Genomic DNA, 11,574 nt, shown 5'->3' with positions numbered 1-11,574 from the left:
TCTCGGCATGTCCACCGACACCTCGCGCGACGCCTTCGTGGAGCGGATGGGCGGCGCCTTGACCAGCGCCGGCCTGGCCCGGCTCCCCTCCCGGGTGTTCGCCGCGCTCCTCGTCGACGACGACGGCCGGATGACCGCGGCCCAGCTCGCCGCCGGCCTCGGGGTCAGTGCGGCCGGCGTCTCCGGCGCCGTGCGCTACCTCGACGGCATCGGCATGATCCGCCGCGAGCGCGAGCGAGGCTCGCGCCGCGACGTCTTCGTCGTCGACGACGACGCCTGGCACGGCATGCTGGTGCGGCTCGACCAGTTCTACGCCCCGCTGATCGCCGCTCTCGACCGCGGCCTGGCCGACCTGCCCGCCGGCGACCCGGCCGAGCGGCGGCTCCGGCTGGCCCGCGAGTTCCTCGCCTTCGTGCTCGCCGAGATGTCCGACCTCGACCAGCGCTGGGAGGTGCGCCGGGCCGAGCTCGGGCTCGACGACTGAGCGCCGGATTGGGCTCTGGGCGTTGCGGTTTGGTCCCAAACCGCAACAATTCCGGGCCTGTCCATGCAGTTTGTGCCCAATCGCAACACGTTCCACCACCCGGCCGGGCCACTCCGTCAGCGCTGTGCCGGGGCGGCCCCGGCGTTCTCCACCATCACGACCAGCGCCTGCGCGTCGAGCACCGCGCGGTCGAGCACCGCCCTCCGCGGGTCCGGTACGGCGAGCCAGGGACCCACGACGTCGACCGCGCTCAGCCGGGGGTCGGCCAGCACCTCGTCCACCGCGCCGCGGTCGCCGCCGGCGACCACCTCGGTCGCGCCGGCCAGCACGGCGAACGCATGGTCGGCTGCCGCCTCGTAGGCGACGCGGGCCTGGTTCGCGCGGCGGCGGGCAAAGCGCTGCTGGGACTGCCCGCCGGCCTTGGTCCGGCCCTGCACGTGCCGCTGGCCGACCTTGCTCGCGACCACGGCGCCGGCCTCGACCCGCGCGATCGCGAAGCCGCCCTTGCGCACGAGCAGCACCCCCCAGGTCGCCGGCGCCGCCGAGTCCGTCACCGCCGCCACGGCCAGCGCGTCGACTTCCGGGGCGCCGGCGTAGGGCCGGGAGAAGGGCGGTGCCGCGCGGAACCAGGAGTCGTCGGGCGCCGTGCCGTGCAGCGCTCCCCCGTCGACGCGGAGCTCCGGCTCACCGTGGGAGGCGGCGAAGTTCGCGACCCAGCGCGGCCATCGGGCGGGCGGGACGAGGACCTCGGGCACGGAGCGAGCCTATCGACGAGAACGTGTTCTAGTCTGGCCCCATGCCTGCCCTGCATCCCTGCGAGCGGGTCGGGATCGACTACGTCGACACCGCGCCCCACCGCTTCGCCAACAGCGTCGACCTCGCGATCACGCCGGACCAACTGTTCGAGGTCTTCGCCGACGCCGGCGCCTGGCCGCGGTGGGTCTCGGTGATCCGCAAGGTCGAGTGGACCTCGGCGCTGCCGCCCGGCGTCGGCAGCACCCGCGTGGTGTCGATGCTCGGCGGGCTGAAGGGGGCTGAGGAGTTCCTGCTGTGGGAGCCGGGTCGGCGGATGGGCTTCCGCTTCAACGAGTCCTCGGAGAAGTCGATCCGCGCCTTCGCCGAGCGGTACGACGTCGAGCCGACTCCGCAGGGCTGCCGGCTCACCTGGACCCTGGCGCTCGACGTGGCCGGGCCGGGCCGGTACTTCATGCCGCTGAGCGGGCTGGTCTGCACGGTCGCCTTCCGGCGCTTCCTCGCGAACCTGCGCCGCTACACCGACCGGCGGTTCGCGACCGCACGCTGAGTTTCCCCGGAACTGCGACGGCGCCGCTCGCGAGAACGTATCCTCGACGACGTGTTCCCGCTGCTCCGTCGCTTGTTCGCGCTCGCGGGAACGACACTCCTGCCGGCGACCGTCCTGGCCACCGCGCTGCCCGCGACAGCCCTGGCCGGGGCGGAGGCGGCCGGGGAGCGGGTCCCCGTCGTCGAGCTTCGGGTCCCGGGGCCCGACCTGCGGGCGGCCGTCGTGGAGCACTGCGTGGGGTTCCCGGCCGTCGTCACCGCCGAGGGCGAGCTGGGCGGCGGCACCTGCCGACGCCCCGCCGGGACCTCCGTGCCGCGGCTGACCGGCGAGGGGCGGGTCCTGCTCGCCGTGGACCGCCCGGGGTGGACCTGGCAGGCGACGTACCGCAGCACCCGGTCGGCCGAGCCGGGCTGCCGCACGACCAGGCCCGCCGTCGCGGTCGCCGAGGGGATCTACCGCCTACGGCCGCCGCGGCAGGCCGGCAGCTACCAGGTGACGCTCGTCGGCACCGGGCCCCAGGAGTCGCTCCGCGCCCGCTTCGACTGGAGCTACGGCACCGGCCGCTGCTAGCCGGCCGGCTCGCCGGCCAGTCGTGGACGTTGAAGCCGTCAGACGTTGAAGCCGAGGGCGCGCAACTGGTCGCGACCGTCGTCGGTGATCTTGTCGGGGCCCCACGGCGGCATCCAGACCCAGTTGATCGCGACGTCGTTGACCAGGCCCTCCAGGGCGGACTCGGTCTGGTCGGTGATCACGTCGGTCAGCGGGCAGGCCGCGGAGGTCAGCGTCATGTCGAGGACGACATTGGTGCCCTCGTCGACGTGGATGCCGTAGACGAGGCCGAGGTCGACGACGTTGATGCCGAGCTCGGGGTCGACGACGTCCTTCATCGCCTCCTCGATGTCAGCCAGCGCGACGCTGGACGACGCGTTGGTGCCCGCCAGTCCGGCCTCGGGGACCTCGGGCAGGTCGCTGTTGTCGATGGACTCGCTCATCACTTGTCTCCGTCTCCGGCGACGACCTTCGCCGTCGCGTCCTTCCACGCCATCCATGACAGCAGGGCGCACTTGACCCGTGCCGGGAACTTCGCCACACCGGCGAAGGCGATGCCGTCCTCGAGGACGTCCTCGTCGGGCTCCACCGTGCCCTTGCCCTGCATCAGGGTGAGGAACTCCTGGTGGATCGCCATCGCCTCGTCGACGCTCTTGCCGACCACGAGGTCGTAGAGCACCGACGCCGAGGCCTGCGAGATCGAGCAGCCGAGCGCGTCGTACGACACGTCGTCGACGACGCCGTCGGCCACGTGGACCCGCAGGGTCACCTCGTCACCGCACGTCGGGTTGACGTGGTGCACCTCGGCGGAGTGGTCCGGGTGGTCGGCGTGCTCGCGCAGCCCCTTGCCGTGGGGGTTCTTGTAGTGGTCGAGGATGATCTCCTGGTAGAGCGCATCCAGGTCCTGGCCGTTGGCGGTCGTCATCGTCAGTCCAACTTGAAGTAGGAGCGGGTGTATTCCAGCGCCTCGACGAGGGCGTCGATCTCCCGCGGCTCCGTGTAGAGGTACGACGACATCCGCGTCGAACTCTGCACGCCGAAGCGTGCATGGGCCGGCTTCGCGCAGTGGTGCCCGGCGCGCACGGCGATGCCGCGGCTGTCGAGGACCTGGGCGATGTCGTGGGGATGCACGCCGTCGAGCTCGAACGAGATGGCGCCGCCGCGGGAGGCCGCGTCGAGCGGGCCGAGCACGGTCAGGCCCTTCACGGTCTGCAGCCCCTCGAGGGCGTAGCCGGTGATCGCCTGCTCATGGGCGTGGATCGCGTCCATGCCGACGTGCCCGAGGTACTCGACCGCGGCGCCGAGACCGATCGCCTCGACGATCGGCGGGGTGCCGGCCTCGAACTTGTGCGGGATGCCGGCGTAGGTCGAGCCGTCCATCCGGACGGTCTCGATCATCTCGCCGCCGCCGAGGAACGGCGGCAGCGCGTCGAGCACGCTCCGCGAGCCCCACAGCACGCCGATGCCGGTCGGCCCGACGACCTTGTGGCCGGTGAAGGCGACCAGGTCCGGGCGCTCCTCGACGGGCATCGCGGCGAGGTCGATGGGCAGCTGCGGCGCCGCCTGCGCCCCGTCGACGACCACGATGGCGCCGACCTCGTGGGCCCGGCGGGCGATCCGCGCGATCGGATTGATCGTGCCGAGCATGTTGGAGACCCAGGCGACCGAGACGACCTTGGTGCGCTCGTTGATCAGCTCGTCGAGGTTCGACAGGTCGAGCCGACCGTCGTCGGTGAGCCCGAACCAGCGCAGCGTCGCGCCCGTGCGCTCGGTGAGCAGCTGCCACGGGACGATATTGGAGTGGTGCTCCAGCTCGGTGATGACCACCTCGTCGCCGGCCTTCACCTGGTGCGGGCCGGCCCACGCAAGCGTGTTGGCGACCAGGTTGAGCGCCTCGGAGGCGTTCTTGGTGAAGACCACCTCGTCGCGCTCGGGCGCGCCGATGAAGGCCGCGACCTTGTCGCGCGCGGCCTCGAACGCCTCGGTCGACTCGGCACCGAGCTGGTGCATCGCCCGGGCGATGTTGGCGTTGTGACGCTCGAGGTGGTCGACCATCGTGTCGATGACGACCTGCGGCTTCTGCGAGGTGTTGGCGCTGTCGAGGTAGACCAGCGGCAGCCCGCCCGCGAGCGTGCGCTCGAGGATCGGGAAATCCTTGCGGATCACCGTCAGCTCGGGGAGCAGACCCTCCAGGGTCATGATCAGACCCCGGCAGGCGCAGCGGTGAGGAAGCGCTCGTACCCGTTCGCCTCCAGTTCCTCGGCCAGCTCCGGGCCGCCGGACTCGGCGACCCGGCCGGCCACGAAGACGTGGACGTGGTCGGGCTTGATGTAGCGCAGGATCCGCGTGTAGTGCGTGATCAGCAGGACGCCCTTGCCGTCGCGCTCGCGGAACCGGTTGACGCCCTCGGAGACGACCTTGAGCGCGTCGATGTCGAGGCCGGAGTCGGTCTCGTCGAGGATCGCGACCTTGGGGTCGAGCAGGTCGAGCTGGGCGATCTCGTGGCGCTTCTTCTCGCCACCGGAGAAGCCCTCGTTGACCGAGCGCTGCGAGAAGGTGCCGTCGAGGTTCATCCGGTCGAGGGCGCCGTTGACGTCCTTGACCCAGGTGCGGAGCTTGGGCGCCTCGCCGTCGATCGCCGTCTTGGCGGTGCGCAGGAAGTTCGACACCGAGACGCCGGGGACCTCGACGGGGTACTGCATCGCCAGGAAGAGACCCGCGCGGGCCCGCTCGTCGACCGACATCGCGAGGACGTCCTCGCCGTCGAGCGTCACCGTGCCGGCGGTGATCTCGTAGCGCGGGTGGCCCGCGACGGAGTAGGCCAGGGTGGACTTGCCCGAGCCGTTGGGGCCCATGATCGCGTGGGTCTCGCCGTCCTTGATGGTCAGCGTGACGCCCTTGAGGATCTCCTTGGGACCGTCCTCGGTCTGCACCTGGACGTGCAGGTCCTTGATCTCGAGGGTGCTCATGATGGGGTGACTCCGTTCAATGTGGTGGCGACGTCGATGTAGACGTCGACGTCGCCCGAATCGGTGGGGCGAAGTTCGACGGGGAAAGTGGCGACCGGCTCGGTCGCCGGGAGCCCGGTGGGCTTGCCGGTGCGCAGGTCGAAGCGGGAGCCGTGCAGCCAGCACTCGACGGTGCAGTCCTCGACCTCCCCCTCGCTCAGCGCCACGGCGGCGTGCGAGCACAGGTCCTGCAGGGCGAAGACCTCGTCACCGTGGCGGGCCACCGCGACGTCGTACCGGTCGACGGTGACGCCGAGCGCCTCGTCCCCCGGGATGTCGGCCAGCGCGCAGGCCCGCTCGAAGGTCATGCTCCCTCCACGACGGCAGAGCCCTTGAGGACGTTCTTGGCCAGCTCGGCCTCGACCGTCTCGAGCAGCTGGTCCTCGATGGAGGGGATGCCGACCTTGCGGATCAGGTCGTTGAAGAAGCCGTGCACCACCAGCCGCTGCGCCTCCTTCTCGGAGATGCCGCGCGCCCGGAGGTAGAACAGCTGCTCGTCGTCGAAGCGCGCGGTCGCCGACGCGTGGCCCGCGCCCTCGATCTCGCCGGTCTCGATCTCCAGGTTGGGGACCGAGTCGGCCTGGCAACCGTCGGTGAGGACGAGGTTGCGGTTCTCCTCGTACGTCTCGATGCCCTCGGCGATCTTGCGGATCAAGACGTTGCCGATCCAGACGGTGTGGGCGCCCTTGCCCTGGAGCGCGCCCTTGTAGACGACATTGCTCTTGGTCTTGGGGGCGTTGTGGTCGGCGAAGAGTCGGTGCTCGAGGTGCTGGCCCTCGTCGGCGAAGTAGAGACCGAGCAGCTCGGCCTCGCCACCCGGACCGGCGTACTCGACGTTGGCGTGCATGCGCACCAGGTCGCCACCGAAGGAGATCGAGGTGTGCTTGACCGACGCGTCCCGGCCGACCCGGATCGAGTCCCGGCCCAGGTGGACGGCGTCGTCGGCCCAGTCCTGCAGGCTCAGCACGTTGACCTTGGCGCCGTCGCCGACCAGGAAGGTGGAGATGGCGGAGTAGCGGGCGGAGCCGCCGTGCACGAGCACGATGGTGACCTCGGCGTGGGCGCCGATGCGGTAGAGCAGCCGGCCCCAGACCAGGTCGTCGACCGAGGCACCGGTCAGCCGGATGACCACCGGCTCCGCGACGACGGCCTCGGCCGGCACGTCCAGCAGCAGCGCACCCCCGGAGTTCGCCGCGGCCAGGGCGGCCGGCCGCTCGTTGGGAGGCAGCTCACCGAGCTCCACCGCCTCCTCGGCCGTGATCTCGCTGAGGGTCACGCCCGCCGGCAGCGTGGTCTCCTGCTTCAGCGCCGCGTCGGAGGCGTCGCCGTCGAGGATGCCGCGCAGGCGCTTGATCGGCGTGAACCGCCAGACCTCCTCGCGCCCGGTGGGCACGGGATGGTCGGCCAGGTCGTACGACGCGGGCGGGTTCAGGTGGCTCTCGATCCGGGCGGACCCGCCCATCTCCAGAGCCTCGGCAACTGCCGTCATCAGCCGACGGCTCCTTCCATCTGCAGTTCGATCAGTCGGTTGAGCTCGAGGGCGTACTCCATGGGGAGCTCCTTGGCGATCGGCTCGACGAAGCCGCGGACGATCATCGCCATCGCCTCGTCCTCCTCCATGCCCCGCGACATGAGGTAGAACAGCTGGTCGTCGGAGACCTTCGAGACCGACGCCTCGTGGCCCATCGACACGTCGTCCTCGCGGATGTCGACGTAGGGGTAGGTGTCGGACCGGCTGATCTGGTCGACCAGCAGCGCGTCGCACAGCACGTTGGACTTCGACCCGTGCGCGCCCTCGTTGACCTGGATCAGGCCGCGGTACGACGTCCGGCCGCCACCGCGGGCCACCGACTTCGACAGGATCGAGGACGAGGTGTGCGGCGCGGCGTGCACCATCTTGGCGCCGGCGTCCTGGTGCTGGCCCTCGCCCGCGAACGCGATCGACAGGGTCTCGCCCTTGGCGTGCTCGCCCATGAGGTAGACGGCGGGGTACTTCATGGTGACCTTGGAGCCGATATTGCCGTCGACCCACTCCATCGTCGCTCCGGCCTCGCACACCGCGCGCTTGGTGACGAGGTTGTAGACGTTGTTGGACCAGTTCTGGATGGTCGTGTAGCGGCAGCGACCGCCCTTCTTGACGATGATCTCGACGACCGCGGAGTGCAGCGAGTCGGAGGAGTAGATCGGCGCGGTGCAGCCCTCGACGTAGTGCACGTAGGCGTCCTCGTCGACGATGATCAGGGTCCGCTCGAACTGGCCCATGTTCTCGGTGTTGATCCGGAAGTAGGCCTGCAGCGGGATGTCGACGTGGACACCCTTGGGGACGTAGATGAACGAGCCGCCCGACCACACCGAGGTGTTGAGCGCGGCGAACTTGTTGTCTCCGACCGGGATGACGGTGCCGAAGTACTCCTTGAAGAGGTCCTCGTGCTCCTTCAGCGCGGTGTCGGTGTCGAGGAAGATGACGCCCTGCTCCTCCAGGTCCTCGCGGATCTGGTGGTAGACGACCTCGGACTCGTACTGCGCGGCGACGCCGGCGACCAGGCGCTGCTTCTCCGCCTCCGGGATGCCGAGCTTGTCGTAGGTGTTCTTGATGTCCTCGGGCAGGTCCTCCCAGCTCTGGGCCTGCTTCTCGGTGGACCGTACGAAGTACTTGATGTTGTCGAAGTCGATCGCGCTGAGGTCGGAGCCCCACGTCGGCATCGGCTTGCGGTCGAAGAGCTTGAGGCCCTTGAGGCGCAGGTCGAGCATCCAGCCCGGCTCACTCTTCTTGCCCGAGATGTCGCGGACGACATCCTCGTTGAGGCCGCGCTTGGCGTTGGCGCCGACGTCGTTCTTGTCGGACCAGCCGAAGTCGTAGCGACCGATCCCCTTGAGCTCGGGGTTCAGCTCTTCGATCGAGGTCATGAGACCTGCTCCTTCTTCTCTCGGGACGAGACCGTGGCGGCGTCGGGGATGCACGTGGTGCACACCCCGTCGCCGTGGGCGATGGTGGCTAGCCGCTGGACGTGGGTGCCGAGCACGCGGCCGATGGCCTCGGTCTCCGCCTCGCACAGCTGGGGGAACTCGTGGGCGACGTGGGAGACCGGGCAGTGCTGCTGGCACAGCTGCTCCCCCACGACCGGCAGCTCGCGGACGGCGGCGGCGTACCCCTCGTCGGAGAAGACGAGGGCCAGCACCTGGGCCGGCGAGGCCCCGGGGTTCTCCGCGGCGACCTCGGGGAAGCGCCGCTCGATGAACGACGCCCGCCGCTCGGCGAAGGCGCGCACGGCGTCGTCGCCACCCGTCTCGGCGAGGAAGCGCAGGGCTTCCGTGGCGAGATCGTCGTACTGCTGGTCGAAGGCGTCGCGGCCACGCTCGGTCAGGGCGAAGACCTTGGCCGGACGTCCTCGGCCCCGTGCCCCGACCGGACGCGGGTCGCGCGCGTCGACCGCGCCCTCGGCCAGCAGCTGGTCGAGGTGCCGACGCACCGCCGCGGGGGTGAGCTCGAGGCGCTCGGCGAGAGCCGCCGCCGTGGACGGCCCGTTGACCAGGATCGACCGCGCGACGCGCTGCCGCGTCGGCTGATCGGTCTCGGTCGCCATTTCCACAACATCAGTGTGCCGATATTGGGTCGGCCTGTTCAAGCAAGGGTTGCCTTAGTCTCCTCACCGGCCCGCGAGATCGTGCCGGTAGACCGCCGAGAGCCCACGCGCGTCACCCGTGGAGGCCCGGTCGCTGGCGATGGTGACATAGCGCCCGTCCTCGCTGATCGCATAGCCCATCCAGCCACCACCACAGCAGTCGACGGCGGTCGAGGCGCCGCCGATCACCGACACCGACCTCCCCGTCGTCGTGTCATGCCGGAACAGATCGAACAGCGTGCCGTCGGAGGACCAGACGTCGTGGGCCAGATACCGGCCGTCGGACGTGATCTGCCCGAGCCCCGCTCCCGGCAAGGTGAGACGACCCACGTCACCACCGGTGGCGATGCTGTGGACCACCCGATCGGCCCCGGAGCGATACGCGACCAGTCCCCCGCTCCGCGCGAGGACAGGAGAGCTACCCTCGGCCAACCAGGTCGAAGCGCCGGTCACGGTGTCGTACTGGTAGACCTCGGTGTCGTCGAGGCATCCGGGGCAGGTTCCACCGCCCCACGGGACCATGCCGCCGAAGACCACGATGGCGCCATCGGCCGAGATGGACGGCCCGCTACCACCGAAGATCGGATGGTCCCCTCCCGGTACGTCCGAGACGGCTCGGGTGGTGGACAGCGTGAGGTCACGTACGTACACATGGGTCGTGATGTCCGTCCCACCGCCCGGGAGAGGCGTCGTCACCGGTCTGGTGAAGGCCACGAACCTACCGTCGTCATCCACGGCCGGCCGGTCGGGAAGCGGGATGCCCTGGGGCCCAGATCCGAACGAGAGCCCCGCTGAGGTCACGGAGACCCGCTGCGTCGTCCCGGTGACGCGGTCGTGCAGATAGAGGTCGAACGCGTTGTCCTGATCCGAGGCAGTGAGATTGCGGGCCAACGACCAGAAGGCGACGTATCGCCCGTTGGGGCTGATCCCCGGGCGGCTCGACCCGCCGTCCGCCTGCAGACCCGCACCAGAGACGGACACCCGGGCCGTCGTCCCGGCCCGCAGGTCGCGGACGAAGATGTCGTTGCTGCCGTTGGTGTCGCCGGGCACGAGATTGTCCGCGACCGACTCGAAGGCCACGACCTGCCCGTCGGCGCTCACGGACGGATGCCCGCTGTGGCCGTTCGCGGGCACCCCGGCCGTCGACACGGACACGTTCTCGACGAGGTGGCCCGGATCGGTCGCGGAGACCGTGCGGAGCGAGAGGGCGCGGGTGGTGCGTTTGCCGATGGTGTCGACGAAGGCGACGGTGAGCTCGTAGGTGTCCGGCTCACCCGCGGGTACGCCGGCGAGGTGGCCGTCAGTGCTCAGAGCGATCCCCGGCGGCAGGCTGCCCGCTTCCACCGACCAGGTGCCGTTGCGGTTGTCGGCGGTGGTCAGCCGCTCGTCGTAGTGAACACCGATCTGCGCATCGGGAAGCGCGGAGGAGGAGATGACCGGGTCCGGCCCCATCCGCCCCCCGATCGCTTCGACTGCCTGCTGCACCCACACCACGCCTTGGCTGGCGTACGGCTGGATCCCGTCCGACCTGTATCCGTTGTGGATGGCGGTCTTCGCGGGGTTGGTGAGGTCGAGCGGGTTCTCGAGGATGCAGATCGGGTCGTTGGGGAGGCACACGCTGTGGAATCGGTCCTCGAGGAAGCCCGGGATCATGCGGTCCTGCGCGTTGTGAACCTTCGGCCCGATGAGCAGGCCGAAGTCCGCTGCTTGATGCCCGACGCCCAGCCCCTCGCCGGCGTTCCCGTAGTCGATGCCGTCGGCGTCGGCGTCGTTGCCGATGCGGTCGCCGTCGGCGATGAGCAGGAACCCGTCGATCCTGTCCCAGGCCGCCTGGTCCTTCAACGGGTCGTCGAGGAAGTCCCAGATCGCGCGGTGCACCACCATGCTCCCTTGGGAGAAGCCTGCGAACACATAGCGCTCTCGAGGGCACTTGCCGTACCTGCCGCGAAAGAAGCCGCTGGCCGTGGTCACTCCGTCATCGACGCTCGTCATGAAGGAGTCAAGCGTTCCGGGAAGCCCGTTGGTCGTCAGCGCGGTGTACTCGATGGAGGCGAATCCGGCGTCGATGCTGTCGTCCATCACAGCGGCGAGACGAGTCCACGCCTCGTGGACCTCCGGGCCGAGGCCCCAGGTGGTGGTGTCGGACTTCTGTCCGGAACCGCGAACGCCGATGAGGAGCACGTCTCGGCATCGGTCGTTGCCGGACCACACCTGCTCCGCAGGATGTGGTGGCTCCGCGGGCGGTCCGGGTGGCGGCCGACAGGTCGCAGCCGCCGACGCCGCGGCTGTCGTCGCAGCCTGCTGAGCGCCGACGAGAACCTTCTTCTGGGCGGCCAGCTTCTTCTTCAGGGACCTGGTCCTGCTCGTCTTCCCCGACTTCCTGGCCTTCTTGAGCTGAGCCGCGATCTTGTGCACCTTCACCTGCTGCATCGACGCCTGAGCCGCCAGGGTGGTGGCGAGGTCCTGCGCGGAGCAGGAGGCGAGCCGCAGGACTCCGTCGCGTTCGGAGGATGCATCGGCTGCGTGGCCCACGTCGAGGAGGAGGGCGGAGCACAGCAACGCGACGGCAAGAAGACGGCCGATGGGCACGCGCACCTCACGAGTGGG

At 70.0% G+C, this 11,574-nt stretch carries 13 protein-coding genes; 3 read left to right on the top strand and 10 right to left on the bottom strand.

The genetic code is table 11. From position 1 onward, the window contains the following. The first annotated feature begins 7 nt into the window (after positions 1–7). On the top strand, positions 8–484 hold the full coding sequence (locus QJ852_13530; protein WGX94175.1) for a transcriptional regulator TrmB: 477 nt from the start codon (positions 8–10) through the stop codon (positions 482–484). A gap of 116 nt (positions 485–600) precedes the next feature. Here QJ852_13530 and QJ852_13525 read toward each other — a convergent pair whose 3' ends face one another. Further along, positions 601–1,239, bottom strand: coding sequence for an acVLRF1 family peptidyl-tRNA hydrolase (locus QJ852_13525; GenBank protein WGX94174.1), 639 nt, complete (start codon positions 1,237–1,239; stop codon positions 601–603). A gap of 41 nt (positions 1,240–1,280) precedes the next feature. Between QJ852_13525 and QJ852_13520 the strand changes: the two genes are divergently transcribed. Beyond that, the gene (locus QJ852_13520) at positions 1,281–1,787 is read left to right on the top strand and encodes an SRPBCC family protein (protein ID WGX94173.1); all 507 of its coding nucleotides are present in this window, start codon (positions 1,281–1,283) and stop codon (positions 1,785–1,787) included. A gap of 51 nt (positions 1,788–1,838) precedes the next feature. Then, a complete protein-coding gene (locus QJ852_13515) occupies positions 1,839–2,357 on the top strand; it encodes a hypothetical protein (protein WGX94172.1) in 519 nt (172 codons plus the stop codon). Between the two features lie 38 nt (positions 2,358–2,395). Here the strand turns inward: QJ852_13515 and QJ852_13510 are convergent, their stop codons facing one another. From QJ852_13510 to QJ852_13470, 9 genes are all read right to left on the bottom strand, one after another. Continuing rightward, a complete protein-coding gene (locus QJ852_13510; GenBank protein WGX94171.1) occupies positions 2,396–2,779 on the bottom strand; it encodes a metal-sulfur cluster assembly factor in 384 nt (127 codons plus the stop codon). Continuing rightward, entirely contained in the window at positions 2,779–3,261 is a 483-nt protein-coding gene (locus QJ852_13505; GenBank protein ID WGX99428.1) for an SUF system NifU family Fe-S cluster assembly protein, read from the bottom strand. Before QJ852_13505 ends, QJ852_13510 begins: the two co-directional genes overlap by 1 nt. Positions 3,262–3,263: 2 nt before the next feature. Beyond that, entirely contained in the window at positions 3,264–4,535 is a 1,272-nt protein-coding gene (locus tag QJ852_13500) for a cysteine desulfurase (GenBank protein WGX99427.1), read from the bottom strand. Positions 4,536–4,537: 2 nt separating this feature from the next. Further along, positions 4,538–5,305: a Fe-S cluster assembly ATPase SufC gene (gene sufC, locus QJ852_13495; GenBank protein WGX99426.1), complete on the bottom strand. Its 768-nt coding sequence runs from the start codon at positions 5,303–5,305 to the stop codon at positions 4,538–4,540. Beyond that, a complete protein-coding gene (locus tag QJ852_13490) occupies positions 5,302–5,652 on the bottom strand; it encodes a non-heme iron oxygenase ferredoxin subunit (GenBank protein WGX99425.1) in 351 nt (116 codons plus the stop codon). Before QJ852_13490 ends, sufC begins: the two co-directional genes overlap by 4 nt. After that, positions 5,649–6,833: a Fe-S cluster assembly protein SufD gene (gene sufD / locus QJ852_13485; protein ID WGX99424.1), complete on the bottom strand. Its 1,185-nt coding sequence runs from the start codon at positions 6,831–6,833 to the stop codon at positions 5,649–5,651. Before sufD ends, QJ852_13490 begins: the two co-directional genes overlap by 4 nt. Beyond that, positions 6,833–8,251: a Fe-S cluster assembly protein SufB gene (sufB, locus tag QJ852_13480; protein ID WGX99423.1), complete on the bottom strand. Its 1,419-nt coding sequence runs from the start codon at positions 8,249–8,251 to the stop codon at positions 6,833–6,835. Before sufB ends, sufD begins: the two co-directional genes overlap by 1 nt. Beyond that, the gene (locus QJ852_13475; GenBank protein WGX99422.1) at positions 8,248–8,928 is read right to left on the bottom strand and encodes a transcriptional regulator; all 681 of its coding nucleotides are present in this window, start codon (positions 8,926–8,928) and stop codon (positions 8,248–8,250) included. Before QJ852_13475 ends, sufB begins: the two co-directional genes overlap by 4 nt. Positions 8,929–8,991: 63 nt before the next feature. Continuing rightward, positions 8,992–11,562 carry a cutinase family protein gene (locus QJ852_13470; GenBank protein WGX99421.1) on the bottom strand — a complete coding sequence of 857 codons (2,571 nt, stop codon included), beginning with the start codon at positions 11,560–11,562 and terminating at the stop codon, positions 8,992–8,994. Between the last annotated feature and the right edge of the window lie 12 nt (positions 11,563–11,574).

Source organism: Nocardioides sp. L-11A (assembly GCA_029961745.1).
Lineage (GTDB): Bacteria > Actinomycetota > Actinomycetes > Propionibacteriales > Nocardioidaceae > Nocardioides.
This window is presented reverse-complemented; position numbering and strand designations above follow the sequence as displayed.